Here is a 24,096-nt window from a genome sequence, read left to right as displayed (position 1 = left end):
GAACCGTTGCAGGTTTCTCCGCCTCATCCACCGCATCCAGCCGTCATGCACGGCCTTCGTCGGAGGGAGTGATCAAGCCCTCTCCCACGTGCGGCGATTCCTGGCCACGGCGTAGATCCTCTCGACATCGGGCGGCGCGAGGGTTCCGGTGAGCGGCCCGAGCGCCGAGACCTCACGACCTTCGTACACGCGTACATCGAGCAGGGTGGCCACCGTGGTCACCCTGGCCGCGCCGACGAAGACGAGCACCGGTTGCACGTCGACCGGGAAACCGCAGCCCCCGGTGAGGACCCTGGACGCCCGCCTGGCCTCGTTGCGGCTCTTGCGCACATGGGGATACGACTGTCCGCCGATCCTCACCGAGTCGTCGCCCACCCAGACCCTTGCGCCGGGGTGGTGCTTGGTGTTGAGGCAGAAGACGCCTCCCGGACCGATCAGCAGGTGGTCGATGTCCGCGTCTCCCGGCAGCGGAATCGAGTGCAGCACGCGCCAGCCGCCTGTCGCCAGGCGTTCCAGTTCCGCCCCTGTGACCTGTTCGCCCTTGAGGCCCGACCGCCAGCGGTCCGCCTCGGACCTCCTGCCGAGCAGCCGCATCAGCAGGTACAGCCACGTTCGCGGGGCAAGCTCGTCGACCTTCCTGCGGAGTGCTTCGCCGGGCCGGTTCGACGCGAGATCGTCCGCGGGGTCCGGCGGCAGGGTCCCGGCTTCGGTGGATGGCGGCACCCCCACGGTGGAGAGGTGTGGTGCGATCACATCGACCACCTCGGCCCGGTACTCCTCTGCGAGCACGGTGAGCCGTCCGGTTCTCCGGTCGTACCAGGCCACGTTGGTGCCGTCCGGCAGGTTCACATAGAGCCGGTCGTGCCCGTACCGCTTCCACGGCGAGATTCGTAACCCGCTCACGCTCCACCCCCACGCGACAGCGACGACACCACAGCCATGGGAGCAGTCACGACCGGCAACCACAAGCACGCCGGCGCGGTAAGCATTCCCCCGCTTCACCAAGGCCGGCGCACGGCGTCGGTCCGCGCCCGGAGAACGGCCATGACGGTGTCGTCCCGGCTGGCTACGGTGTTTCCGTGCTGGAGGACGACGGCGGCCTGGCCGCCTGGCTGGAGTCGAAGCGGCTGCTCGTCAGCCCCGAGCGCCGCATCGACACGTTGCGACGCCTTCTGGCCGAGGACGACGACCCGCTCCTGATGCACGACTACGACCTGATCAGTGATCCGCAGACCGTCGCCGTCGTGAGGGCCCAGCAGCGCGCGGCGGGGCAACGCCGCCGCAGGCTGCGGCGGTTGGCGGCGCGTCGGCGCTCCGCGGAGTGACGTTCCCGGGCGGTCGAGGAGGGCCGGAGCACCGGCCCGGGGCGCGCAGGTGAGTCCGCGCCCTGGGAACGCCTCCTCCGGCTCCGCCGTGCGCCTTCTCCCGGAAGCCGCGGTGCGGCGACCCTGGACGGGGTCGGGACGGCTCACACCGGGCAGGGGGCGGTTCATCGTGGCGCGCACACAGTCGAAGTGCGGGGCGTGGACGGAGAAGGGCACCAGGTGCCAGAACCTGGCGATGGTCGGCGCATCACGCTGTCACCTCCACCGCGGCGACTGGTCGTCGTACACCATCGAGAGGCGCAAGGCGAAGGCGCGCAAGCGCCGCAGGAAGTGAGCGGCGCCGCAAGGAGTGGGCCGGCAGCGGAGTCGGTGGAGGAGGCGCCAACCGGCTTACGTGGAAAGGCCTTTGGAAGGATGGGCGGCCCAGCTCCGAGCCGAGAGGAACCGCCGTGGCCCGCGCCGTCACCCTGATCCGCTCCACCTCCCTGTCCGACGTCGCCGAGTACGCGTACGCGGCCACGGCGCCCGCCGAGGCGCGGCTGGTCTTCCTCGCCGGTGCGTGTCCCCTCAACGAGGACGGGACGACGGCGGCGGTGGGGGACTACGCCGGCCAGGCCGCGAAGGCCGTCGAGAACATGAGGACCGCGCTGGCCGACGCCGGCGCGTCGATCGAGGACGTGATCAGCACGCGGGTCCTCGTCGCGTCGGGCCGCCGGGAGGACCTGGTGACCGCCTGGGAGGTGGTCCGGGACGCGTTCGGCGACCACGACGTCCCCAGCACCCTGATGGGGGTCACCGTGCTCGGCTACGACGACCAGCTCGTGGAGATCGAGGCCGTCGCCGCCGTGCTCGACTCCTGACCGTGTCCGGTGGCCCGGACGCCGCCGGGGCCGTTCCCGTCATGGCACAGGGGTTCCGACGGCGTTCCGGGCGAGGGGAGAAGGCGTGAGGAGCGAGACGGCCCAGAGCTGGGACGAGGAATACCGGCGCGGTCGCTACGAGGGCGAGCCGGCCGTGGCGATGGTGGAGGCCGTCGTCGGGGCGGCGCGGTCCCGCGGACTCGGTTCGGGGCTCTACATCGGCTGCGGGAACGGCCGCAACTTCGTTCCGCTCCGCCGGGCCGGGCTCGATCTGGTGGGGCTCGACGTCTCGGGCGAGGCGCTGGCGGCGCTGCGGAGGCGGCTCCCCGGGCTGCCCGCCGACCGGCTCGTGCACGGCACCGTGCACGACCTGCCGCCCGGCAGGCGCTTCCCGGTCGTCATCGGCATCCAGGTCTTCCAGCACGGGCTGCGCGACCAGTGCCACGAGCACCTGGCGGCGGCGGCCGGCCTGGTGTCGCCCGGCGGACTGCTGTGCGTCCGGGTGAACGCGGTGGGAACCCGCTTCCACCCGGCCCACGAGGTGATCGAGACCCACGCCGACGGCGGGGTGACGATCCGTTACACCGAGGGCCCGAAGCGCGGGCTCGACATCCACTTCTTCGGGGAGCGCGAGCTCGAGGGGGCCCTTCCGGAGGGCTTCGAGCCCGTCGTTCCGCTGAGCAGGGTGACCGAGCGGAGGGTTCCGCCGGCTCCGGGACACTGGTGCCAGTGGGAGGGGATCTGGCGACGGGCCGCCTGAAGCGGACCGGGCCGCCCGTCCGCGGGCCCGGAGGATGCCGGAACGGTGACCGGCGGGCTGCGAACAGTGACGGAACCGGAGCCGGGACGATATCGTCACTTCTTCAACCAACGGTGTGTTCGGGGCCTGTGGGGGGCTCGGAGGAGGACCACGACGTACATGAGCCGCCGTTCTCGCGGACTGGTCGCCACCTGGGCGGAGATCCAGCGCCAGCAGCAACGACAGGAGGAGGCGCAACGGCGTGCCTGGTCGCAGCACCAGCGCGAACAGGAGCGCCGGCAGCGGGCCGCGGAGCGGGCGGCCGCGCGCAGCCGGAGGGAGCAGCAGGCGGCCTACCGGGAGCGGCGGGAGGCCGACGCGCGGCGGCGCACCGACGAACTCGACCGCCGGGTCGAGGTGTTGCGGAACCTCCTGGTGACGGGCTGCGCCGCCCCGGCGTTCACGCCCGAGGCGCTCAGGCGCCCCGAGCACGTCGAACCGTTCAGCCCCGGGCAGCTCGGCGTCCCCGTCCCGATGCCGGACCCGGCCGCGTACCAGCCGCAGCCGCGGGGCGGCTGGGTTCTCGGGGCGAACCGGCAGGCCCAGGAGCAGGCCCGGGCGCGGTACGAGCACGACTGGCACGCGGCCCAGGCGGCCGAGGCCGAGCGGCAGCGCCGGCTCGCCGCCTACCAACGGCAGTACCAGCAGTGGGCGGACGAGCAGTTGGCGGCGATCCGCCGGCACAACGCCGGTGTCGAGGAGCTGGTCGCCAACCTCCGGCGGGGCGAACCGGACGCGGTGGTGGAGTACTTCACCGCCGCGCTGTACGCCTCGGAGGGGTGGCCGGACGGCTTCCCCCGCCAGGTGTCCGCGTCGTTCGACGCCGCCGCGCGCCAGCTCGTCCTGAACTGGGAGCTGCCCGGCTACGCCGTCGTGCCGGAGGTGTCGGCGGTGAAGTACATGCCGGGCGCCGACCGGGACAAGGAGGTCCGCCGGCCGGCCACCGAGCGGCGGGCCCTGTACCGGGACGTGCTCGCGCAGTGCGTGCTGCTGGCGGTGCGCGACCTGTTCGCCGCCGACCGGTTCGGCGTGCTGGACTCCGTCACCCTCAACGGGTTCGTGGACGACACCGACCCCGTCACGGGACACCGGACGCGGGTCTTCCTGGCCACGGTGCTGGTGCCGCGCGCCGACTTCGACCGGCTGAACCTGACGCAGGTGAGCGCCCCCGAGTGCCTGGTGGACGGTCTCCGCGGTCAGCTCTCCGACCGTCCGGACCGGCGCGCCGAGGTGCGTCCGGCCCGGCTGCCCGGCGAGGCCGGGCGCGCCGTGGTCTCCCACGGGGACGGTGAGGAGCCCGACCTGCACGAGATGGACCCGCTGGAGTTCGAGGAACTCGTCGCGGAGCTGTTCCGGGCCATGGGCATGCAGGCGGTGACGACGAGCCGGTCGGGCGACGGCGGCGTGGACGTGGACGCGCTGGACCCCGACCCCATCCGGGGCGGAAAGATAGTCGTGCAGGTCAAGCGGTACCGCAACACCGTGCCGCCGAGCGCGGTGCGCGACCTGTACGGCACGGTCCAGAGCGTCGGCGCGAACAAGGGCGTGCTGATCACCACGTCCGCCTTCGGGCCCGGATCGCACGCCTTCGCGGCCGGCAAGCCGCTCACCCTGATCCAGGGCACCGAGCTGGTGGACCTCCTCCACCGCCACGGCCTGGGCGGACGTCTCCGCGGCGCCCTCCGCCGGGGGGAGGCCGCTCCCGGCGCCGGGCCGGACGCCGGCTCCGGCACCGGCTCCGGGTCGGACGCCGACCTCGACGCCCGGTTGGACGCCGAGCTGGACGGGACCACCGTGCTGGGCCTGACGTGGTCCGGCGGCGTCGCACTGGACGTGTGCGCGCTCGTCTGCCAGGGGAACCGGGTGCTCGGCGAGGACCGGTTCGTCTTCTACAACAACCCCAGCACCCCGGACGGCAGCGTGCGGATGATGCCCGGCTCCGGCGAGGACAAGGCCGCGGTCTGGGTGCGTTTCGAACGGCTTCCCCGGGAGGCGGACCGGCTGGTGCTGGTCGCCGCCGTCGATCCCGAGACCAACCCCGACGCCGACCTGTCCGGCTTCACGGACGCCCGGATCCGCCTCTCCGACCCCTCGGGGACGGTGGTCGACGAGCTGGACGTCTCCGACGGCCGTCCCGGCGAGACCGCCCTCGTCCTGGGCTCGTTCCGCAGGCGCGCCAACGGCGACTGGAACTTCGTCCTCGGCGGCAAGGGCTACCCGGAGGGCCTGGTGGCCCTGGTCGAGGAGTACGGCATCGAGGTCGAGTGAGACCCCGGCTCCGCCGCACCGCCGCCCGGCTCCGCGGCGCCGCCGCACGCGCGCCGCGGAGCCGGCGGATCAGTGGGCGCCGCGGCGCCTGCTCGTCGTCCGCTTCCGGTAGCCGAACGGGCCGGGCAGGTCCATGGAGGTGGTGCGGTGCCCGGACGAACTGACCGTGTGCCTCGGGCCCTTGCCCTTGCCCAGGGTGACCGACCAGGAGCGGCGGTTGATGTTCAGCCGGACCCCCGGCAGGATGCGGAAGCTCTTGCGGAACGTGATGGACATGCGGTCCCCTCAGTGGTCGTCGGCGGTGGAACGTCCCCGCCGCAGGTGGTGACTGCGGGTGGTGTACGTGTTCCCGCTCCCCCGCCGGACGAACGCGGCGCCGGACGAACCTGGCGGGGCACGCCGTCCGGCCCGGGGAACCGGGAACACCGGCGGTGGTGGTCACCGGGCACGCGTGGGCGGGGAGCGGGTCAGCTCCCCGCGGGCGCGGGCCGGCCGTGGGGCTCCGGAGCGGCGGGGGCGTCCGGGCCGTCGCCGGGGAGTTCGGCGAAGGAGTACGGCGGCCAGGGGCCGAGGAAGCGGATGCGGGCGGCGGGCTCCTCCTCCTGGACCTCCGCCAGGACCGTGCCCACGGCCTCGATGTCCGACGTCCGCACCAGCAGGGCCGCGGAGAGGACGTCCACCTCGTCGGCGCCGCGCGCGCCGCGGCCACGTTCGCGCAGGTCCTCCGTCACCGCCAGGAGCCGGCGGCGCACGTCGGCGTAGAGGGCGTCGGCCAGGCGCTCGGAGGACTCCCGCCGGATCTGCTCCAACTGCCGGGCGAGCAGGCGGCGCAGCCCGGGGGAGCGGCCCTCCATCTCCGCCTCCAGGGAGCGGGCGCGTTCGTCGTCCCGCGCCGAGGCCGCCCGGTCGACGGTGATCTCCACCCTGAGTTCGGCCCGGCCGGCCAGGGCGTCCAGCCGGGAGCGGAGTTCGTCCGCGCGGCCGGTGATCCACGCCCGCAGGCGGTCCTCGGCGGTGCGGGAGTCGCCGGGCGGGGTGCCGGGTGCGGTGCCGGGCGCCACCAGGACGTTGAAGGTCATGGGCAGGGCCGTGCCGGTGCGCTCCCACACCGCCACGACCGCACTGTCCTGTTCGCCCACCCGGCGCCGCACCTCGTCGTCCGTGCCCTGGTAGGGGACCGGGTCCGCGTCGTGCACCAGCGCGGCGATCCCCGTGCCGGGGGCGTCCAGCAGGCGCAGGGGGTGGCCGTCGACGCCGGTGACGCCGTCCGCGGCGCCCGGCCGGTCGGGCACCAGGGCGTACACGTACAGGGCCCGGTCCGTCACCGCCGCACCTCCCGGGCCCAGCGCTCGGGGTTGACCAGCTTGTCCACCACGTCGTCCACGACCTCGTCCAGGCCCCGGTGCAGGTCCGCGACGGAGCCGGTGATGCCGTGGTCCTCCTTGATCTCCTCGATCGCCTCGTCCAGCTCCAGCAGGGCGTCGCCGAGGCGTTCGAGCTCCTCCTCGGTGAGGTCGCCGCCGTTCATGCGGCGCAGGGCCTGCCGTTCCAGGGCCTCCTGGATCACCTCGACCAGCGTGACCACCAGGGTCAGGACGCCGTTCTTGAGGCTCTTCTCGTCGACTGTGAGGGCCATGCTTCCTCCTCAACCTGCTGCGGCCTGCTGCCTTCCGGGACGCCCCGGGTCTCCCGGGGCGTCATGCCGCGGGCAGCGGCGGGCTGCCGCTCAGGGAGCGCAGCGCCCCGGCCCAGCGGTGCGGGTCGTCGGCCGCGAGGGTCAGCGTCCCGTGCGAGTCCGTCTCCACGGTGAGCGCGGTCCCCTCGCCGCCCGGGCCGTGGCCCGTTCCGGGGTGGGCCGCGATGATGCGGGCGGCCGGTACGACCAGGGCGGGCCGGGCGTCCAGCGGCGACTTCCAGACCAGCCCGGCCGGGGTGATCCGGCCGTGCCCGCCGCGCCACAGGGGGCCGTCCCGGCGCGGCTCGTGGTACCACAGGTGCCCCTCCACCAGCGCCCGGTCGTCGGGCCCCGGCACGAGCGGGCGGGCGGAGCCCGGGGAGTCCAGGGCGAGGGGCGCCGGACAGGTGCGCGCCAGCAGGTCGCGCAGGTGCCCGGGGTCCGCGGCGGACAGCAGCGCGCCGGGCCCGTCCGCCAGGTGCACGCGCACCCGCGTGCGGGGCTCGCCGCCGACGGTGCGCTCGGTCTCCAGCCGCACCGCGCGCACCGCCGCGAGTTCGGCCTGCCACAGCACCTCGCGCGGGTCGCGGCGCAGCACGACGAGCCGCTGGTCGGTGAGGTGGACGGTGCCGGGACGCCAGGTGGCGCGGGTGTCGTCCTCCAGCAGGTGGCCACCGGGCATGCGGGCCAGGACCTGTTCACCGGCGCGCAGGTCCAGGGCGCGCCGGGCGGCGGAGCGCTCGGCCCAGGCGCGGGTGTCCTCGTCCCACTGCCGCATCATGCCGTACTCCAGCATGGTCTCCATGCCCGCGATCGCCGCGCGCAGGCTGACGCCGATCAGCGGGATGTCGGCCACCGCCACGATCAGGTCCAGGTGCAGGACGGCGCCCTTGTTCAGCAGGACCTCGACGAGGTCGTCCAGGGTGACCCGCGGGTCCCTCGTCGGCTTCAGCGGAGGACGTTCAGCCGTCACGCCGCTCGTCCTCCCGGTTCACGACGCGTTCGCGCCGGTCGTCGCCCCGGTCGTCACGGTGGCCCCGGTCGTCACGGTCGTCACGGTCCTCGCGGCCGGAGCCCGGCAGGGCCTGCGGGGCCTGACGGCCCGCGGCCAGCCGGGCCTGTGCGCTGCGCCACCCGCACCACGGGCACCACTCCTCCAGCAACTGGCGGACGGGGACCCGCTTCCCGCACTCGGGGCAGGTCTCCTTCTCCTCGCGCGCCTCGCGCCAGGCGGCCGTCTCGGTGTCGGTGCCCGCGGGGAACTCCAGCCCGTACCGCGAGGCGGTCTCGAAGGAGGCCAGGGCGGCGCGCAGCCGGATGCCGAGGAGTTCCACACCGGCCACCGACACCATGATGTCGGCGTTGAGCACCAGGCCCTTGTCGAGGAGGGTCTCCACCACGTGGGCCAGGCTGCCCTCGCCGTCGCGCCGCGGCTCCAGCGGCCGGGGGGCGCGGGAGGCGATGCCCCCGCCCCGCGCGGCGGCCGGCGTCCGGGCGGGCGCGGACCGCGCCGCGTCCGCCTCGGCCGGGATGCCTCTCTCCTGGTAAGTGCTCACCCCGTACGCCTATCCGGGTGGCCGCATCCCATGCGTCCCCGGCGGGACCCCGGAGGCCGGTGGGGTGGCCAGAGCCCGCCACGGCCGCGGTGGGCACGCCCGTCACCAGCGGGAACGGGGGCGGACGCGGCGCCGGGGCCGGTCCCGTACGGCGGGCCGTCCACGGCCGCGGACGGCCGTGGACGGTGCCGCGAGGGCGGTCGCGGACGGCTCCGCGCCGTCCCGTGCGCCGCTCACACGGTGGTCTCGGCGTCCTCGGCCGTCTCCGCGGCGTGCGCACGGGCCTCGGCGTAGGCGTCCCGCAGGTCCGCTCCCCGGGGCAGCGGCTGTCCGGCCGGGGCGACGAGCCAGCCGCGGTCGCCGATCCGGCGGGAGCCGGTGACGCCCGGGTCGGGCATCAGCACCAGCGTGCCGTAGGGGAGGACGGTCCCCTCGGCGACGTCCCAGCCGTCCGCCGAGCCCGCGGCGACGAAGAACTCCGCGCCCAGCGGAGCCGAGAGCACCGGTCCCAGCGGGGCGCCGGCGGCCCGCAGCCGCTGCACGGTCTCGTGCGCCAGCTTGGCCGGGAGGCGGACGACGTCCCAGGCGATCCCCGCGGGGACCTCGGCCAGGACGCCGCGCCCCCAGGCGGACAGGACGGCGGGCAGCCGGCCGGTGGGGGAGAGCCAGTCGACCGGTGGGCGGCCGTCCGCGGCGCCGGAGGCGACAGCACCCGCGGCGCGGTCCGTCTCGTGGACCGGAGGACCCGGCTGCCGGGGCACGAGGGCGGACAGAGAACCTGCCGGGCGGGACGCGGGGCCCGTCCGGTGGGGGGAAGGGGAAATGGTCACGGTGTCGTCTTCCTGTCCCGTCCGGGAAGTTGCCGCAGCAGCCAACGGCAGTCGAGGGCGAGGGAGCGTACCTGTTGCCGGGCCGACTGCATCCCGTCGCCGAGCCCCCGCCTGACCTGGTTGCCGATCCACGCCAGCCGGGCCTGGTGGCGCAGCCATCTGGCGCCGGCCGGCGGCAGGGAGTTCGCGCGGGCCCGCGCGTACGGCAGCAGCAGGTGGATGTGGCCGCGCAGCAGCGCCTCCAGCTCGACCAGCTCCTCGCGGCACGGGGACGCGCTGCCGTGGGCCAGGGCCCGGAGGATGGTGCGCTGGATGGTGTCCGTGTCGACCTCGTCGGCCCCGTCGGCCGGGTGGGTCGGACGGACCTGGTCGCTGCCGGCGGCCGGTGCCGCGGTCGGTATGGCGTCGGGTGTCGTCTGCACGGGAACCCCCGGACGTCGTCACTGATCGCTTACGGCCCCAGCGTGGCGGCGCGACGCCCTCTCAACTGTCACTCTTCGGTGACACATGTGCGGGAAGGGCGGGGGCGCGCGGGCCCGGAGTCCGCGCCCCGGCTCACACCCCGACCCAGGAGGCCATCCGCGTCAGCGTGTCCGGGAAGCGGCGCCGCGACTGGAGCAGCCCCTCCACCGTCTCCCGCACCCGGGGGTGGAAACGGGTCTGCTGGGGCGCCAGCCTGCGGGCCTTCATCAGCGAGGTCAGCGACGCCTCGACCCGGCCGGTCTCCATCTCCGCGCGGGCCACGTCCACCAGCAGGGCGGCCCGCCGGGACGCCGCCCAGCCGCGCGGCGGGCGCACGGCGCGCGCCACCGCCAGCGCCTCGTCGAACTCGCGCAGTTCCAGCCGGGCGAACACCTCGTGCGCCCCGACGTTCGCGGGGCCGAAGGACAGCCAGTGGACCGCCCCGACCTCCCCGGTGCGCGCGGCCGTCTCCCCGGCCTGGGCGAGGTGCTCCTCGACGGCCGACCGGTCGCCGGCGCGGGCGGCGATCACCGCCGCGCCCAGGTGGAGCTGCCCGGCCACCGCCAGCGCCTCGGTGCCCCGCTCCGCCTGGCCCACCAGCGCGTGCCCGTAGTCCACCATGCGCAGGCCGATGCGGTGCTGGGCGTCCCGGCTGCGGTAGGACAGGGCCCGCTTGTACTGGCGGACCGCGCCCAGCAGCGGGTCGCCGGCGCGGTCGGCCGCCCAGCCCATCCGGTCGAGCGCGATGACCGCCAGGTCGTAGTGGCCCAGCTTGGTCGCCACGTCGTGGGCGCTGCGGCACGCGGACGCCATGGCCCGCCACAGCTCCGTGCCCGGGCGCTCCCGGCAGGAGACGGTCAGGTCCGTCAGGAGGCCCGGCAGGCTCGCCGCCGCCTGGTACAGCCGCGCCTCGCGCACGTCGCGGCAGAGCGCGTCGGCCGCCGCGATCAGGTCGGCGGCCGAGGCGGTGGCCTCGCGGGGGTCCGTGGGCAGGTCGTACAGGTCGAGCGCCTCGCGGATGGGCCGGACCAGGGCGGCGACGCGGTCGGGGCGCAGGGGGTGCTGCTCGGGGTGCCCGGTCAGGACGGCGACGTCGATGCGGAGGGCCCGGGCGACGGCCGCGACGAGCTGCGGGGACGCCTTCTTGTGCCCGCTCTCGACGTGCCGCAGGAGGCTGTACGAGTAGGGGATGCGCTGGGCGAGTCCCCGCTGGGTGAGTCCGGCGCGTTTCCGCTGGGCGGCGATCCGGCTGCCGATGTGCTCGTCGTCCGGTGCGGGCATACCGGGCCTCCGTTCCGTGCTTCACCGGAACGGTACCCGCGTTCCGGCCCGGCGGACCGGCGTGGAGAGCGGTCGTATGTGGTGAACTGCCCAGTATGACGAACCGAGTTCTGTACCTCTTCGGCTGCGCCGCACCACCGGTCGTGTACATCGACCGCGCGGTCCGTGACGCCAGGGCACAGGGATGGGACGTGTGCCTGGGGGTGACGCCGACCGCGCGGGAGTGGCTGGCGGACCGGCTGCCGGAGCTGGAGGAGCTGACCGGGCACCCGGTGCGCAGCTCCTACCGGCTGCCCGGCCGGCCGGACGTCTGGCCCCGGGCGGACGTCGTGGTGGTGGCCCCGGCGACCTTGAACACGGTCAACGCGTGCGCGCTGGGCATCACGCAGACGTTCGTCGTGGGGTTCGCCATGGAGGCGATCGGCAAGCGCATCCCGCTGGTGGTGATGCCGTGCGTGAACTCGTCCTACGCCCGGCACCCGCAGTTCGACCGGTCGCTGGAGACCCTGCGCGGGGCGGGGGTGCGGGTGCTGTACGGCCCCGGCGGCTTCGTGCCCAACCCACCGGGGCAGGGTCGGCCGGAGGAGTACCCGTGGCACCTGGCCCTGGACGCGGCCCGGGAGGCGGCGGAGTCCCACCGGGCGTGACGGGCGCGGACCGGCGCGGACCGACCTGACCGGGGTGATCGGACCGGGCACAGGATGTCGGGTGCGGCGGGACCGGCCCTCCCTAGCGTGGACGGCGAACAAGGAAGGAAGGAGGGCCGGGAGTGCTGGAACGGCTGAACCAGGCCATGGAGCACATCGAGCGGAACCTCGACCGGCCGGTCGACGCGGCCGAGCTGGCGCGGATCGCCCTCACCTCGGAGTACCACCTGAGGCGGCTGTTCTCCGCGCTGGCGGGCATGGGGCTGTCGGAGTACGTCCGCCGCCGGCGGCTCACCGTCGCGGGTGCCGAGGTGCTCGCGGGGGAGCGGACGCTGCTCGACATCGCGGTGCGCTACGGCTACGGCTCGGGCGAGGCGTTCGCGCGCGCGTTCCGCGCCGTGCACGGCGTCGGCCCCGGTGAGGCCAGGCGGACCGGTGCGGCCCTGAACTCCCAGCCCCGGATGTCCTTCCGACTCGTCGTCGAAGGGAGCAGCGGCATGCGGTACCGGGTTGTGGAGAAGGAGGAGTTCACCGTGGTCGGCAGGAGGACGCGCGTCCCCCTGGTGCACGAGGGCGCGAACCCGGCGATCATGGAGTTCGTGCGGGGCATCGGCCGGGAGACCCTGCGCCGCCTGGAGGAACTCTCCGACCAGGAGCCGCACGGGATCGTGAGCGTGAGCGACAACCTCGCCGAGGACCGTGCGGAGGGCAGCGAACTGGACTACTGGCACGGGGTGGTGACCGGCGCCCCGGCGCCCGAGGACATGGACGTCCTCACCGTTCCGGCGGGGACCTGGGCGGTGTTCGAGGGCTCGGGCGAGGTGCCGCAGGCCATCCAGTACCTGTGGCGGGACGTGTTCACGCAGTGGTTCCCGTCCAACCCCTACCGGAGCAGGCCGGGTCCGGAGATCCTGCGCACCCGGCTCTCCCCGGACGGGACGGAGGCGGACGCGGAGCTGTGGATCCCCGTGGAGCGGACCACGGACTGAGGTCCGATCCGCCCACGGACCGGGGCCCGAGCCGCCCCCACGCGGCTCGGGCCCCGTCCTCTGTGGCCCGGTTCCCGTCCCCTCGCCGGGACGGGGGCCGGGCCCTTTCGGTCATCCGGCCACTGGACGGCTCAGGGCCGGATGACGGCCCACACGATGTGGCCCAGTCCGCGTCCGGCGGACTCCACACCCCAGGCATGGGCGAGTGATTCGATCAGTTGCAGGCCGCGACCGCGCTCGTCGTCGGCCCTGGGGAAGCGCAGCATCGGCGTGCTCGCGTAGCTGCCCTGGTCGCGCACCTCGATGCGGATCTGGTCGTCGGCGACGTGCAGCAGGCAGCCGATCCGGTCGCTGTCGGTGTGCAGCACGGCGTTGGTGAACAGTTCGGAGACCACCAGTCGTGCCGTGTGGCAGACGTCGGCGGCGATGCCCCACTGACGCAGGCGCTCGAAGGCGCGGTTGCGGGCGTCGGCGACGGAGACGGCCTGGGCCGGGAGTTCGAAGGTCTCCTGACGCAGGTCAGGACGCACACCGACCCGGCTCGGGAGCGTCATCGTGCCTTGAGATAGCACCACGGCCGTTCGCCTTCCGTCCGTCTACCTGTGGGAACCCTCACTATCCTCGCTGCGGCAGGCAGAAGGCAAGAGGCGTCTTGCAAATTGCAGAATATTCGGGGCAGGCTGCTCGTGTCATCGACGGTGTGTCAGACTCTCTGTCCGACCAGGGTTTTCGGAGGGAGGGAACGTGACCACCGTCGGGCGGATCGTGCTCGGCCTGCGACTCCGCGACCTGCGGGAGAGGGCCGGCTGCTCCTACGAGGAGGCCGCCCGCGTGCTCAGCGTCAACGCCGCGACGGTCCGCCGCATGGAGAAGGCCGAAGTCGGCCTGAAACCGCTCTTCGTGGAGAAGCTGCTGGAGACCTACGGGGTCGGGCGGCCGGAGATCGACGCCTTCCTCGCGCTGGTGGAGGAGTCCCGAAGACCCGGGTGGTGGCACCGCTTCCGCGACGTCCTGCCGGACTGGTTCGGCCTGTACGTCAGCCTGGAGGGCGCCGCCTCCGTCATCCGCGGCTACGAGCCCCACTGCGTCCCCGGCCTGCTCCAGACCGGCGACTACGCCCGCGCGCTGCTGCGCACCGGCTTCCCCAACGCGTCCGACGAGGAACTCGCGCGCCGGGTCGCGCTGCGCATGGAACGGCAGTCGCTCCTCGCCCGGCCCGACCCTCCGCACCTGTGGGTGGTGATGGACGAGACGGTGCTGCGCCGGCCCGTCGGCGGGCCCGGGGTCATGCGGGCCCAGGTCGACCGGCTCCTGGAGGCGATGGCGCTGCCGAACGTCACGCTCCAGGTCCTGCCGTTCGAGGCGGGGCCCCACCCGGGCATGTTCGGCCCCTTCCAACTGTTCCGGTTCGACATACCGGAGTTGCCGGACATCGTTTACACCGAAAGCCTCACCGGCGCCGTCTATCTCGACGAGCGCCCCGACACGGCCGCCTACCTGGAGGTCCTGGACCGCATGGGCGCGCAGGCCGTATCAGTACGACACACCGAGGAGTTCCTCGGTGACATTCGCAAGGAGTTCTGACCGATGGGTCACATTTACAACGGAATGCCGGCCAAGGAACTCGGGACCGAAGGCTGGCACAAGCCGTGGAGCGGCACCAACGGCGGCAACTGCGTGGAAGCGATGAAGCTCAGCGACGGCCGCGTGGCCCTGCGGCAGTCCAACGACCCCGACGGTCCGGCCCTGATCTACACCCACCAGGAGATCGAGTCGTTCATCCGGGGAGCCAAGCTCGGCGAGGCCGACTTCCTGCTCAACTGAGCCACCACGACCACCCACCACCCCCCACGGGAGAGCAGATGACCGCGCAGGGCTTCCACGCCGACGACATCGACACCAGCAGACCGCACTCGGCGCGGATGTACGACTACTTCCTCGGAGGCAAGACCAACTACGAGGCCGACATCCAGGGCGCCGAGGCGGTCATCGGCATCTGGCCCGGAGTGCGCACCGGGGCCCGCGTCAACCGCGCCTTCATGCACCGGGCGGTCCGGTGGCTCGTCCGCGAGGCGGGCATACGGCAGTTCCTGGACGTCGGCACCGGCATCCCGACCGAGCCCAACCTCCACCAGGTCGCCCAGGACCTCGCACCGGAGGCCCGGATCGTCTACGCCGACAACGACCCCATCGTGCTGCGCTACGCGCAGGCGCTGCTGCGCAGTACGCCCGAGGGCCGCACGGCGTACCTGCACGCGGACGCCACCGACCCGGACTCGATCCTGAACCACCCCGAGCTGCGCGAGGTCCTGGACCTGAGCCGGCCGGTCGCGCTCTCCCTCAACGCGCTGCTCCACTACGTCGGCGACGACAGGAAGCCGCACGAGACCGTGGCGCGGCTGGTGGACGCGCTGGCCCCCGGCAGCTACCTCACCCTCACCCACTGCACCCCGGACTTCGACCCCGAGACCTGGGAGCGCCTGAGCCGGCTCTCCATGTCCGGCTCCGCCGCCTCGGCCCGGGCCCGGACGCGGGAGGAGATCCTGCGCTTCTTCGAGGGGCTGGAGTTCGTCGAGCCCGGCCTGGTCGCCCCGCACCACTGGAAGCCGGAGCCGGACCAGCCCTTCGCGGACGCCAGTGACGCCGAGGTGTCCCTCTACGCGGGCGTCGCCCGCAAGCCCTGACCGCGGGCCCCGGACCCGTCCCGCCCGCCCCGTCGCACGGCTCGCCGGCGGCGCACCGGGCCCCCCGCGGCAGTGGCCGCCGGGGGGCGGGCGCGTAGCATCTCGGTGGGGGACGGACGGGACGGGAACGGGGGTGGCGGTGCGCACATGGGTGGCCTCGGGCGTCGGCCTGGCGCTGCTGGGAGCGGTTGCCGGGACGCTGTGGTACGTCAACGCGCCGCGGGGCGGCCTCGACGCCGCCGAGCTGCGGGAGATGACCGTACGGGCCGCCGAATCCGTCGCCGGCCGGGAGATCCGGCGGCACTCGTACCGCGCCGTCTCCGACGAGGTGCGCCGAGCGGTGGAGGAGACGGCGCGGCGGCGGGACCTGCCGGTGCCCCACGTGGGCATCGCCGACGCCGGGAACCGGCTGGAGGAGCCGGGCGGCTACCTGATGACCTATCACTTCCAGCTCACCGACGAGCGGAGCGGCCACCAGGTCTGCCTCGTGCTGTACGAGAAGGACCCCAGGGCGGACCGCGCCTTCTTCGAACCGCACATCGCCGCGGGCGAGTGCGCGGTCCGCGACGCGCGCCCCTGAACACCCGGTCCCTGAACATCCGGTCCCCGGGCCCACGGGCGGAGCCGTTCCGGCGGGGCGGGGAGGCGGCGGAACGCCGCGGCGCGCGTCAGGCGGCGCTCGGCCCCGGCCGGCGCCGCACCAGGTAGGCGGCCAGACCGCCCGCGCCGAAGAGGGCCAGCACCGGGACCGCGGTGCCGAGCCAGTTCGCTCCCAGCCACTGGCCGCCGAAGTAGCCGACGCCGACGCCGTACAGCGCCCAGGCCAGGCCCGCCAGGGCCGACCAGGGCAGGAACTCCCCGGTGCGCCGGTGCGCCGCGCCCGCCGCCAGGCTCATCACCGAGCGCCCGGCCGGGGCGAACCGGGCCAGCACGACCAGCGGGCCGGCGCCGCGCGCCAGGGCGTGGCCGAGCCGGCCCTGGGCCGCCGCCAGCCGCCGGGAACGGGCGATGGCCCGGGCGAAGCGGGCGCTGCCCTTCCGGGCCAGTCCGTACACCGCCAGATCGCCCAGCACCGACGCCGCGGCGGCGCACAGCACCAGCGCGCACACCTCGAAGAGCGGGAAGCCGGCGGACGGCGCGGGCAGCCCGGTGGCGTCGACGGCGGTCCTCCCGGCGGCGGCGCCGGCCGCGGCGATCACGATGACACCGCTGGGCAGGACGGGGAGGAAGATGTCGAGCAGCACGGACAGCCCTATGAGCACGTAGACCCAGGGGGCGTGGATCAAGTCCCCCAGTGTTTCCTGCACCGTGACCCCCGTTCGGCCCCGGCCCCCCGGAGCGGTATGCCGCCGTACAGCGTACGCCCGCGTCACACGTGGGGTTCTGCCGGGTGCCGCCACGGCTCCTTCCCCGGTGAACAGCGGGAATTGACGGAGCATAGACCGGCGAACCGGCTCACCACGACGATTTTCGAACGGGAGTGACGGACATGCTGACGGGCAGGATTCGGGCGTGCACGGCGTCGGCGGCTGCGCTGGCCGCGGCGCTGGTGGTGACGGGCAGCGCGGGGGCCGCCGGCGACGGTCGCAAGGACGGCCGCAAGACCGCTCCCCAGGACGACAGGAGCCGGGTGGTGCTGGCCGGCGGGGTGTTCGCCGAACCCGGCGGGACCACCGTGCCGCCGGCCGTGACGTACGACAGGCGCCTGGTGCCCGCGGGCGCCACGATCGCGGTCGCCCAGCTCACCGACCGCCGGGGCATGTCGGTCTCGCTCACCGTGCGCGGCCTGCCGGCCGACCACGCCTACGAGGCGCACGTCCACACCCGGCCGTGCGGCTCCCGGCCCGAGGACTCCGGCCCGCACTACCGGAACGTCAGGGCCCCGGGGACGCCGTCCACCGGCTCCCGCGACGACGGCCCGGAGAACGACCCGGAGAACGAGATCCGGCTGGAGCTGGAGACCGACGACCACGGCGGGGACGAGGACAGGGCCAGCCGCACCTGGCGCTTCCGCGCGGGCGAGGCGCGCTCCGTGGTGCTCCACGAGCGGTCCGCGCGGCACGGCTCCGGGCGGACCGGGCACGCGGGAGCGGGGGTGGCCTGCCTCACCGTGCCCTTCGCGCCGGCGGCCCCGGCGGGGCGGTGACGCCCGGGCCGTCCGGGTACGGCCGCGGCCGGCGGCCGAGTTCCCTGTCGAGGACCGTCTCCAGGGCGGCTGCGTCGTCCCGGCCGTCCCGGCCGCCGCGGGCCCGCGCCCGGTACAGCCGCAACCGGGCGCGGCGCCCGTGCAGGGTGAGCGTCATGAGCTGGTTGCCGAACCACGGCCCGCCCGTCTTCCGCCAGCCGACCGGGGGCCGTCCCGTCCGCCCGTGCCGGGCCAGGGCCCGCCCCAGCAGCCGCCCGGCGCGGCTCCAGCCGAAGCGGAAGCCCCACCGCAGCACCGCCGGGACGCCGTTGTGGATCGGCGAGCAGGTGAGCTGCACCACCCGCGCGTCCACCGGTGCCCCGAAGCGGGGTTCGGCGCTGTACGCGTGGTGCACGTCGCCCGAGAGCACCAGCACCGTCGCCGGGGCGTCCGGCCCCCGGCCCGCCTCCGCGACCAGCTCGGCCAGCTCCCGGAAGGACGCCGGGAAGGCCGCCCAGTGCTCCAGGTCGGCCGCCTGCCGCAGCCTCTCCCCGAACCGCGCCCAGCGGGGCCCGCGCACGCCCCCGCACAGGGCGCTGCTCCACGCCTCGGCGTCGTGGACGGCCGGCGGCAGCAGCCAGGGCAGCGACGAGCCGATCAGGAGGTGGTCGTACGAGCCGCGCCCGTCGAGGACCTGCTCGCGCAGCCACCGCATCTCGGCGGCGTCGAGCATCGCCCGCTCCCGCTCGGGCAGGACGCGGGCGGCGCGGGTGTCCACCATCAGCAGCCGCACCCGGCCCAGGTCGCGGCGGTAGCTCCAGCGGGCGCCGGCCGGATCGGCGTCGGCGCGCGCGGCGAACTCCCGCAGCAGCCCGGCCGCGTCGCCGTCCGCCGCCCGCACGGCCGCGTACAGTTCGTCGGCGGCCAGCTCGGCGGGGGAGAGGTTGCCCAGGTGCTGGTGGACCCAGTAGGAGGTGAGCCCGCCCAGGACGCGCTCGCGCCACCAGGGCTCGGCGCGGATCCGGCGCTGCCAGGCCTCGCTGGTGTTCCAGTCGTCGATCAGGTCGTGGTCGTCGAAGATCATGCAGCTCGGGACGGTGGACAGCAGCCAGCGGACGTGGGGGTCGAGCCAGGACTCCTCGTACAGCCAGGTGTACTCCTCGTAGTCCGCCACCTGCCCCCACGGCGGTTCGGCCAGGCTCCGGCGGGCGGCGATCCTGCGGCGGACCACCTCGGAGGTCTCGTCCGCGTACACCTGGTCGCCCAGCAGGAGCAGCACGTCGGGACGCCCGGCCGGATCGGCCAGGACGCGGCGGGCCAGGGCGTCCAGGGCGTCGGGCTCCATCGCGCCGTGGGCGGCGGAGGGCCGCGCGGCCCAGCGGCAGGAGCCGAAGGCGACGCGCAGCGGGGGGCCGTCGGGGGCTTCCGCCGTGGTGCCGGGCGTGGTGCCGGGCGACGGGAGGGTGCGGATGGTGCTCGGCGGGAAGGGGGAGCCGGGCGGCGGCCAGACCTGCCGCCCGTCCAGCAGGACGCGGTAGGGCGTCTCGGTGCCGGGGCGCAGCCCGGTCACGGGGATCAGGGCGTAGTGGTGGCCGGCGACCTGCCAGGTGCGGCAGGAGGCGCGGACGGCGCCCCGGTCCCCGTCCCGTCTGCCGTCCCGTGTGCCGCCCTCCGGCCCGTCGTCGCACCGCACCTCGGCCTCGCAGGGCCGGTCGGTCTCGACCCAGACGGTCGCGGAGTCGGCGTCGGCGTACCGCAGCAGCGGCCCCAGGCGCAGCTCGGCCATGGCGGTGGCCCTCCCTCCGTCGCTCCGGGCGGACCGGGCGGTCCCGGCGGACCGGTGGTCCGCCCACCCGGGAACGACGGGGGAGGGCCGGGAGTTTCCGGAAATCCGGTGCGCCGGCTCAGCAGCCGCTCAGCACGCTGCTGAGCCGGCTCTTCTCGGCGGAGTCCACGGACAGGCCGTAGCTGTGCTTCACCCACACCCACATCCGGGCGTAGGTGCAGTGGTAGGTGGTGCGCGGCGGCATCCACTCGGCCGGGTCCTTGTCGCCCTTGGCCTGGTTGACGTCGTCGGTGACGGCGATGAGCTGCGCGGTGTCCAGGTCGTTGGCGAACGCCTGCCGCCGGGCGGTGGTCCAGCCGCTGGCGCCCGAGCGCCACGCCTCGGCGAGCGGCACGACGTGGTCGATGTCCACGTCGGAGGCGGCGTACCAGGTGGCGCCGTCGTAGGGGGAGTACCAGCTTCCGCTGGTCGCCGCGCAGCTTCCGTCCTGCACCACGTTGCTGCCGTCGCGCTTGAGGACGACCTCGCGGGTGTTGCAGGCGCCGCTGACGGTGATCCAGTGGGGGAACTTGTCGCGGCTGTAACCGTCCGAGGAGCCCTCGGCCCGCACCGACAGGGCGTTGAGGTAGGACAGCGCGGTGGAGGCGCTCGGCGGGGTGGGCGGAGCAGCCTGGGCGGCGGGCGCGTTCAGGAGGAGCAGCGCGGCGCACAGGGCGAGGAACGCGCCGAGGAGGGTGGATTGACGCGCGTAGAAGCCGCGCTGCGCAGCGGGCGTGCGCATGCCGTGCATGTGAACTCCCTTGGAATGGGGGGATGTGCGGGTGAACAGGGCTCCGTCAGGGTGGCGCCGAAAGGTTTCCTCCCGGTGGGGGCCAGGTAACAGGGTGACGACATGAGCACGTCAGATCAAGAGCGCGATCCGGACCGGTCGCCGCGCCCGGCGCGCACGGCGCCACCGCCCGGCGTCCACCACCGGACGCCGCCGCGTAGGGTGGCCGGGTGTCAGCCGTGCCGCACCGGGCGGCCGACGTCGCGGCCGACGTCCTGCTGCCCGTCACCCCCGCCCTCGGGGTCGTCCTCGCCGTCTTCCTGCTGGCCGCCGCCGGCATCGCCGCGTCGGCCCGCCTCGCCCAGGAGGGGGAGCGGAGCCACGCCCGCGGCGTCCTCACCGCCGGACTGCGCGCCGCCGTCCAGCTCGCCGCCGTCTCGTGGGCGATCGGCTGGGTCGTCGGCGCGGTACCGGGCCTGCTCGCCTTCCTGGTCCTGATGTACGCGGTGGCGGTACGGACCGCGGGCCGGCGCGTCACCGGCAACGCCACCTGGTGGTGGGCGGCCCTCCCGATCGCCGCCGGGGTGCTGCCGGTGGTGCTCGTGCTGCTGCTCACCGGTCTGGTCCCGGTGAGGGGCATCACCCTGATCCCCGTCACCGGCATCCTCATCGGCGGTGCGCTCACCGCGACCGTGCTCGCCGGGCGCGGCGCCCTGGAGGCGCTGCACACCCGGCGCGGCGAGGTGGAGGCGGGCCTGGCCATAGGGCTGCCGGAACGCGAGGCCCGGCTGGAGATCGCCCGCCCGGCGGCCTCCGGCGCACTGATCCCGGGCCTGGACCAGACCCGGACCGTGGGACTGGTCACCCTGCCCGGCGCCTTCGCCGGCATGCTGCTGGGCGGCGCCTCGCCGGTGGAGGCCGGTGCCGTGCAGCTCTTCGTGCTGGTCGCGCTGATGCTGGTGCAGACGGTCGCGGTCGCCGTGGTGCTGGAGCTGGTCGCGCGCGGGCGGCTGCACCGGGACGGCGACGGCTGAGGCGGACGGGCCGGAGCGGCCGGACGGCGCTGGCCGCCCGCCGGGGGCATCCCGTAGGCTTGGCCCGTCTGAAGGGGAGTAGCTCTTCGCCGGACCGTCGACACACTGGTCGGCCCGCTGCCGCGGCCGACCCGGCGCCCGGAGCCGGTGCCCGCGCACCGTGCCAGCGAGACCTTCGGCCGCAGTGTTCGTGATCCATGACCATGACGCTGCCGTGCCGAAGCGCGCTCGCTCCCCGCGGGGCCCTCGGCGCGGCGGCCCGACCGAGCGAGGATTCCTTCTCCGTGTTCAGCCTCACCGTCGCCGCCGTGACCTTCGGCGTCGTCTTCCTGGCCGAGCTTCCCGACAAGACGGCCCTGGCCGGGCTGGTGCTCGGCACCCGCTACCGCGCCTCGTACGTCTTCGCCGGCGTCGCCGCCGCCTTCGCGGTCCATGTCGCGCTCGCCGTCGCCGCGGGCAGCGTGCTCACCCTGCTCCCGCGCTGGCTGGTGCAGGGGATCACCGGCGTGCTGTTCCTGGCGGGCGCGCTGATGCTGCTGCTGAAGAAGGACGACGGGGACGAGGAGATCCGCAGGCCCGCCGACCAGTCCTTCTGGAAGGTGGCGGGCAGCGGCTTCATGCTGATCCTGGTCGCCGAGTTCGGCGACCTCACCCAGATCATGACGGCCAACCTCGCCGCCCGCTACGAGAACCCGCTCTCGGTCGGCCTCGGCGCGGTGCTCGCCCTGTGGTCGGTGGCGGCCATCGGCATCCTGGGCGGCCGTGCGCTGATGCGCCGCGTCCCCCTGCGGCTGATCTCCCGGATCGCGGCCGGTGTGATGCTCGTCCTGGCCGCCCTCAGCTTCTACGAGGCGCTGACCGCGTGAGGGGACGCGCGGGGGACGGGGCGCAGGCTCCCGTCCCCCGCGCCCCGCCCCGGTGCGTCAGTGGCTCCCGTCCGTGACGCACAGGCGCACGGCGCCGTCGCCGGCCGGCTCGACGCGCAGGTGCTCCAGCGTCGGCACGTGGAGGGTGGGGGCGAAGGACGCCGCCCGGGGGCCGACGCCGACCACCCGCATGCCGGCCGCGCGGCCCGCCGCGATGCCCGCCCCCGAGTCCTCGAAGACCACGCAGTCCTCCGGCGCGAAGCCCAGCTCGGCCGCGCCCTTGAGGAAGCCCTCCGGGTGCGGCTTGCTGGCGCTGACCGACTCGGCGGTGACCCGCACCCGCGGCATCCGCAGGCCCGCGGCGGCCATGCGGGCGGTGGCCAGGGGGACGGTCGCCGAGGTCACCAGCGCGTGCGGGACGTCCTCGATCGCCGCGAGGAAGGCGGCGGCGCCCGGTACCGGCACGACGCCCTCGGTGTCGGCGGTCTCCCGGGCGAGCAGCCGCCGGTTCTCGGCGTGGTTGACCTCCATCGGCCGGTCGGGCAGCAGGGCGGCCATCGTGGCGTACCCCTGCCGTCCGTGCACCACCTTCAGGACCTCCTCCGGGTCCAGGCCGTGCTCGGCGGCCCAGCCGCGCCAGACGCGCTCGACGGCGGCGTCGGAGTTGACCAGGGTGCCGTCCATGTCCAGCAGCAGGGCGCGGGCCGTCAGGGGGACGGCGGTGGCGTCCCGGGCGTACGGGGTGTCCGAGGGGTCCGGCGACATGCGGCGGCTCCGGCGGGAAGGAGGGCGGGCGGAGGGGACGGGAGGAACGCGGGCGGAGGGGCGGGAAGAACAGAGTGGCTCGCCCGCTGGTCAGGGACCCCGCTGTCAGGTACGGGGAACGGGCGAACCACTTTGTTCCTCTACGATACAAAGCGGTTCGCCTTTGCGCCACCCCCTCCCGGGGTCAGCGTCCCCGGGAGGCGCCCTCCAGTGCCCGGCGGGTGTGGGGGCCGTACACGCCCTCCGGGTCGCCCCGCACCCCGTACCACTCCTGGAACCGCGCCACGCCCTCGCGGACCTCGCCGTCGTACCTGCCGTCCACGTCGCCGCGGTAGGCGTACGTCTGGCGCAGCCGGTACTGCAGTTCCACGACCTCCGGGCCGCTGTCGCCCTCGCGCAGCACGGGCTCCTGCTGCCGGTCCTCGTCGTCCCACCAGTCGCCGCCGCCGCGGTGCCCGTCGCGTCCGCCGTCGCGGTCCGGGGCGGTGGGGGAGGAGGACGGCCGCGGACTGCCGTCCCCGGGCGCCGCCGGAGCGGTGGACGGGGCACGGGAGGCGGGCGAGGAGGACGGCGGACGGCTCTGCGACGGGCTCGCGGACGCGGAGGGGGACGCCGGGGGCGGGGCGGAGGGCGACGCCGAGCCGCCGGGACTCGCCTCCGCCGACTCCCCGCCGGGCGCGTCGCTGGGCAGCAGCAGGGTCGGCGCACCGTCCCGGCCCTCGAACCGCGCCTCGTCGAAGGGGTCGTCGCCGCCCAGGAACATCCCGGCCACCAGCGCACCGGAGCCGATCACGGCCAGCGCGGTGCCGCCCACGGCCAGCGCCATGCCGCGCCCCACGCGGCGGCGCCGGCGCGGGGCCGCGGCCACCGCGGGCAGGGGGGACGTGTCGTCGTCCGCCCGTCCGGCCTTCTCGAACATCGCCAGGTCGGCCGGGTCCGGCCCCTCGTCCGGCTGCGCCACCGGGCGCGGCAGCACCTCCACCTCGGCGCACCGGCAGGTCGCCCGGCCGGAGGCATCGGCAGGTCTCCGGCATACGGGGCAGATGAGTGTCTCCGCCACAGGGGGCTCCCCTCCCTCAGAAACGTCACCAGAGATTACTGGAAGGGCATCCACCGCTCCGCCCCGCGGTCGCGGGCCCGCCCGGTGGTCCCGGGGCACCCGCCCCGGGACGCACACGGGACCACGGGCCGCGCCGCCCGCCGCCGTACCGGAGCGGCGTCCGCCCGGCGGCGGGGAGGCGACCATGACGCGGCCCGCACCGGCCGCCGGCGCCCCGCCCGCCGGACCGGACGCCGAACGGCCGCGGTGCGCCGCGCGGCCGGCGACCGGGGCCCTGCTGCTGGGCAGCCTGCCCGCCGCCCTGGACCAGACGAT

General features: G+C 74.9%; 29 protein-coding genes. 14 read left to right on the top strand and 15 right to left on the bottom strand.

The window, feature by feature from the left end; genetic code table 11:
• Positions 1 to 72 precede the first annotated feature (72 nt).
• The gene (locus VE546_RS11470) at positions 73 to 903 is read right to left on the bottom strand and encodes a nuclease-related domain-containing protein (RefSeq protein ID WP_324921260.1); all 831 of its coding nucleotides are present in this window, start codon (positions 901 to 903) and stop codon (positions 73 to 75) included.
• A gap of 176 nt (positions 904 to 1,079) precedes the next feature.
• On the opposite strand from VE546_RS11470, the gene VE546_RS11465 reads away from it, so the two are divergent.
• The 5 genes from VE546_RS11465 to VE546_RS11445 all read left to right on the top strand — a co-directional run bounded on the left by VE546_RS11465 (position 1,080) and on the right by VE546_RS11445 (position 5,252).
• Positions 1,080 to 1,325, top strand: a complete 246-nt coding sequence (locus tag VE546_RS11465) for a hypothetical protein (RefSeq protein ID WP_324921259.1) — start codon at positions 1,080 to 1,082, stop codon at positions 1,323 to 1,325.
• A 169-nt stretch (positions 1,326 to 1,494) separates the two neighbouring features.
• Positions 1,495 to 1,659, top strand: coding sequence for an HGGxSTG domain-containing protein (locus VE546_RS11460; protein WP_324921256.1), 165 nt, complete (start codon positions 1,495 to 1,497; stop codon positions 1,657 to 1,659).
• A 115-nt stretch (positions 1,660 to 1,774) separates the two neighbouring features.
• Entirely contained in the window at positions 1,775 to 2,185 is a 411-nt protein-coding gene (locus VE546_RS11455) for a RidA family protein (RefSeq protein WP_324921254.1), read from the top strand.
• Between the two features lie 85 nt (positions 2,186 to 2,270).
• Positions 2,271 to 2,945: a class I SAM-dependent methyltransferase gene (locus tag VE546_RS11450; RefSeq protein WP_324921252.1), complete on the top strand. Its 675-nt coding sequence runs from the start codon at positions 2,271 to 2,273 to the stop codon at positions 2,943 to 2,945.
• Positions 2,946 to 3,104: 159 nt separating this feature from the next.
• Positions 3,105 to 5,252 carry a restriction endonuclease gene (locus tag VE546_RS11445; RefSeq protein ID WP_324921250.1) on the top strand — a complete coding sequence of 716 codons (2,148 nt, stop codon included), beginning with the start codon at positions 3,105 to 3,107 and terminating at the stop codon, positions 5,250 to 5,252.
• A 69-nt stretch (positions 5,253 to 5,321) separates the two neighbouring features.
• Here VE546_RS11445 and VE546_RS11440 read toward each other — a convergent pair whose 3' ends face one another.
• From VE546_RS11440 to VE546_RS11405, 8 genes are all read right to left on the bottom strand, one after another.
• A complete protein-coding gene (locus tag VE546_RS11440) occupies positions 5,322 to 5,528 on the bottom strand; it encodes a DUF4236 domain-containing protein (protein ID WP_324921248.1) in 207 nt (68 codons plus the stop codon).
• A 191-nt stretch (positions 5,529 to 5,719) separates the two neighbouring features.
• Positions 5,720 to 6,577 (bottom strand): GvpL/GvpF family gas vesicle protein, encoded by an 858-nt coding sequence (locus tag VE546_RS11435; RefSeq protein WP_324921247.1) that lies wholly within the window; start codon positions 6,575 to 6,577, stop codon positions 5,720 to 5,722.
• The gene (locus tag VE546_RS11430) at positions 6,574 to 6,888 is read right to left on the bottom strand and encodes a gas vesicle protein K (RefSeq protein ID WP_324921246.1); all 315 of its coding nucleotides are present in this window, start codon (positions 6,886 to 6,888) and stop codon (positions 6,574 to 6,576) included. The genes VE546_RS11435 and VE546_RS11430 overlap by 4 nt, the downstream gene beginning before the upstream one ends.
• A 61-nt stretch (positions 6,889 to 6,949) precedes the next feature.
• Positions 6,950 to 7,900, bottom strand: a complete 951-nt coding sequence (locus VE546_RS11425; protein WP_324921244.1) for a gas vesicle protein — start codon at positions 7,898 to 7,900, stop codon at positions 6,950 to 6,952.
• Entirely contained in the window at positions 7,890 to 8,483 is a 594-nt protein-coding gene (locus VE546_RS11420) for a gas vesicle protein (protein ID WP_324921242.1), read from the bottom strand. The genes VE546_RS11425 and VE546_RS11420 overlap by 11 nt, the downstream gene beginning before the upstream one ends.
• Positions 8,484 to 8,716: 233 nt before the next feature.
• Complete coding sequence (locus VE546_RS11415) at positions 8,717 to 9,244, bottom strand: hypothetical protein (RefSeq protein ID WP_324921240.1); 528 nt, start codon at positions 9,242 to 9,244, stop codon at positions 8,717 to 8,719.
• Positions 9,245 to 9,309: 65 nt separating this feature from the next.
• Positions 9,310 to 9,735: a DUF6415 family natural product biosynthesis protein gene (locus VE546_RS11410; RefSeq protein ID WP_324921239.1), complete on the bottom strand. Its 426-nt coding sequence runs from the start codon at positions 9,733 to 9,735 to the stop codon at positions 9,310 to 9,312.
• Between the two features lie 133 nt (positions 9,736 to 9,868).
• A complete protein-coding gene (locus tag VE546_RS11405) occupies positions 9,869 to 11,056 on the bottom strand; it encodes a helix-turn-helix transcriptional regulator (protein ID WP_324921237.1) in 1,188 nt (395 codons plus the stop codon).
• Positions 11,057 to 11,151: 95 nt separating this feature from the next.
• Here VE546_RS11405 and VE546_RS11400 point away from each other — a divergent pair, with 95 nt between their 5' ends.
• The gene (locus tag VE546_RS11400) at positions 11,152 to 11,703 is read left to right on the top strand and encodes a flavoprotein (RefSeq protein WP_324921235.1); all 552 of its coding nucleotides are present in this window, start codon (positions 11,152 to 11,154) and stop codon (positions 11,701 to 11,703) included.
• Between the two features lie 122 nt (positions 11,704 to 11,825).
• Positions 11,826 to 12,692 carry an AraC family transcriptional regulator gene (locus VE546_RS11395; protein WP_324921233.1) on the top strand — a complete coding sequence of 289 codons (867 nt, stop codon included), beginning with the start codon at positions 11,826 to 11,828 and terminating at the stop codon, positions 12,690 to 12,692.
• A 131-nt stretch (positions 12,693 to 12,823) separates the two neighbouring features.
• On the opposite strand, the gene VE546_RS11390 is transcribed toward VE546_RS11395, so the two are convergent.
• Positions 12,824 to 13,246, bottom strand: coding sequence for an ATP-binding protein (locus VE546_RS11390; RefSeq protein WP_324921231.1), 423 nt, complete (start codon positions 13,244 to 13,246; stop codon positions 12,824 to 12,826).
• Positions 13,247 to 13,436: 190 nt separating this feature from the next.
• Between VE546_RS11390 and VE546_RS11385 the strand changes: the two genes are divergently transcribed.
• The 4 genes from VE546_RS11385 (at position 13,437) to VE546_RS11370 (ending at position 15,956) form a co-directional block, all read left to right on the top strand.
• On the top strand, positions 13,437 to 14,276 hold the full coding sequence (locus tag VE546_RS11385) for a helix-turn-helix transcriptional regulator (protein ID WP_324921229.1): 840 nt from the start codon (positions 13,437 to 13,439) through the stop codon (positions 14,274 to 14,276).
• Positions 14,277 to 14,279: 3 nt separating this feature from the next.
• Positions 14,280 to 14,516 (top strand): DUF397 domain-containing protein, encoded by a 237-nt coding sequence (locus VE546_RS11380; RefSeq protein ID WP_324921227.1) that lies wholly within the window; start codon positions 14,280 to 14,282, stop codon positions 14,514 to 14,516.
• A gap of 38 nt (positions 14,517 to 14,554) precedes the next feature.
• Positions 14,555 to 15,376, top strand: a complete 822-nt coding sequence (locus tag VE546_RS11375) for an SAM-dependent methyltransferase (protein WP_324921225.1) — start codon at positions 14,555 to 14,557, stop codon at positions 15,374 to 15,376.
• Positions 15,377 to 15,509: 133 nt separating this feature from the next.
• Positions 15,510 to 15,956, top strand: coding sequence for a hypothetical protein (locus tag VE546_RS11370; RefSeq protein ID WP_324921223.1), 447 nt, complete (start codon positions 15,510 to 15,512; stop codon positions 15,954 to 15,956).
• An 88-nt stretch (positions 15,957 to 16,044) separates the two neighbouring features.
• Here VE546_RS11370 and VE546_RS11365 read toward each other — a convergent pair whose 3' ends face one another.
• Positions 16,045 to 16,671: a DedA family protein gene (locus VE546_RS11365; protein WP_414720452.1), complete on the bottom strand. Its 627-nt coding sequence runs from the start codon at positions 16,669 to 16,671 to the stop codon at positions 16,045 to 16,047.
• A 194-nt stretch (positions 16,672 to 16,865) separates the two neighbouring features.
• On the opposite strand from VE546_RS11365, the gene VE546_RS11360 reads away from it, so the two are divergent.
• On the top strand, positions 16,866 to 17,522 hold the full coding sequence (locus tag VE546_RS11360; protein WP_324921221.1) for a superoxide dismutase family protein: 657 nt from the start codon (positions 16,866 to 16,868) through the stop codon (positions 17,520 to 17,522).
• Here the strand turns inward: VE546_RS11360 and VE546_RS11355 are convergent.
• The gene (locus VE546_RS11355) at positions 17,482 to 19,287 is read right to left on the bottom strand and encodes an alkaline phosphatase D family protein (RefSeq protein ID WP_324921220.1); all 1,806 of its coding nucleotides are present in this window, start codon (positions 19,285 to 19,287) and stop codon (positions 17,482 to 17,484) included. The genes VE546_RS11360 and VE546_RS11355 overlap by 41 nt on opposite strands.
• 118 nt (positions 19,288 to 19,405) lie before the next feature.
• The gene (locus tag VE546_RS11350) at positions 19,406 to 20,068 is read right to left on the bottom strand and encodes an HNH endonuclease family protein (protein WP_324921218.1); all 663 of its coding nucleotides are present in this window, start codon (positions 20,066 to 20,068) and stop codon (positions 19,406 to 19,408) included.
• Positions 20,069 to 20,286: 218 nt separating this feature from the next.
• Here VE546_RS11350 and VE546_RS11345 point away from each other — a divergent pair, with 218 nt between their 5' ends.
• Both VE546_RS11345 and VE546_RS11340 read left to right on the top strand, forming a co-directional pair.
• Complete coding sequence (locus VE546_RS11345) at positions 20,287 to 21,090, top strand: ABC transporter permease (RefSeq protein WP_414720451.1); 804 nt, start codon at positions 20,287 to 20,289, stop codon at positions 21,088 to 21,090.
• Positions 21,091 to 21,374: 284 nt separating this feature from the next.
• Positions 21,375 to 21,956, top strand: coding sequence for a TMEM165/GDT1 family protein (locus VE546_RS11340; RefSeq protein ID WP_324921217.1), 582 nt, complete (start codon positions 21,375 to 21,377; stop codon positions 21,954 to 21,956).
• Positions 21,957 to 22,013: 57 nt separating this feature from the next.
• Here the strand turns inward: VE546_RS11340 and VE546_RS11335 are convergent, their stop codons facing one another.
• Together VE546_RS11335 and VE546_RS11330 are read right to left on the bottom strand one after the other, a co-directional pair.
• Entirely contained in the window at positions 22,014 to 22,721 is a 708-nt protein-coding gene (locus tag VE546_RS11335; protein WP_324921215.1) for an HAD-IA family hydrolase, read from the bottom strand.
• A 184-nt stretch (positions 22,722 to 22,905) separates the two neighbouring features.
• Entirely contained in the window at positions 22,906 to 23,781 is an 876-nt protein-coding gene (locus VE546_RS11330) for a peptidoglycan-binding domain-containing protein (RefSeq protein ID WP_324921213.1), read from the bottom strand.
• Positions 23,782 to 24,096: the final 315 nt, after the last annotated feature.

Origin of the sequence: Streptomyces sp. (assembly GCF_035644915.1) — a bacterium.
GTDB lineage: Bacteria > Actinomycetota > Actinomycetes > Streptomycetales > Streptomycetaceae > Streptomyces.
This window is presented reverse-complemented; position numbering and strand designations above follow the sequence as displayed.

What these genes read in the sequence shown, in the direction of transcription:
- VE546_RS11445 (WP_324921250.1), top strand. Translation starts at nt 3,105, where the DNA reads ATGAGCCGCCGTTCTCGCGGACTGGTCGCCACCTGGGCGGAGATCCAG.
- VE546_RS11440 (WP_324921248.1), bottom strand. Translation starts at nt 5,528, where the DNA reads ATGTCCATCACGTTCCGCAAGAGCTTCCGCATCCTGCCGGGGGTCCGG.
- VE546_RS11430 (WP_324921246.1), bottom strand. Translation starts at nt 6,888, where the DNA reads ATGGCCCTCACAGTCGACGAGAAGAGCCTCAAGAACGGCGTCCTGACC.
- VE546_RS11405 (WP_324921237.1), bottom strand. Translation starts at nt 11,056, where the DNA reads ATGCCCGCACCGGACGACGAGCACATCGGCAGCCGGATCGCCGCCCAG.
- VE546_RS11400 (WP_324921235.1), top strand. Translation starts at nt 11,152, where the DNA reads ATGACGAACCGAGTTCTGTACCTCTTCGGCTGCGCCGCACCACCGGTC.
- VE546_RS11390 (WP_324921231.1), bottom strand. Translation starts at nt 13,246, where the DNA reads ATGACGCTCCCGAGCCGGGTCGGTGTGCGTCCTGACCTGCGTCAGGAG.
- VE546_RS11380 (WP_324921227.1), top strand. Translation starts at nt 14,280, where the DNA reads ATGGGTCACATTTACAACGGAATGCCGGCCAAGGAACTCGGGACCGAA.
- VE546_RS11375 (WP_324921225.1), top strand. Translation starts at nt 14,555, where the DNA reads ATGACCGCGCAGGGCTTCCACGCCGACGACATCGACACCAGCAGACCG.
- VE546_RS11360 (WP_324921221.1), top strand. Translation starts at nt 16,866, where the DNA reads ATGCTGACGGGCAGGATTCGGGCGTGCACGGCGTCGGCGGCTGCGCTG.
- VE546_RS11355 (WP_324921220.1), bottom strand. Translation starts at nt 19,287, where the DNA reads ATGGCCGAGCTGCGCCTGGGGCCGCTGCTGCGGTACGCCGACGCCGAC.
- VE546_RS11350 (WP_324921218.1), bottom strand. Translation starts at nt 20,068, where the DNA reads ATGCGCACGCCCGCTGCGCAGCGCGGCTTCTACGCGCGTCAATCCACC.
- VE546_RS11335 (WP_324921215.1), bottom strand. Translation starts at nt 22,721, where the DNA reads ATGTCGCCGGACCCCTCGGACACCCCGTACGCCCGGGACGCCACCGCC.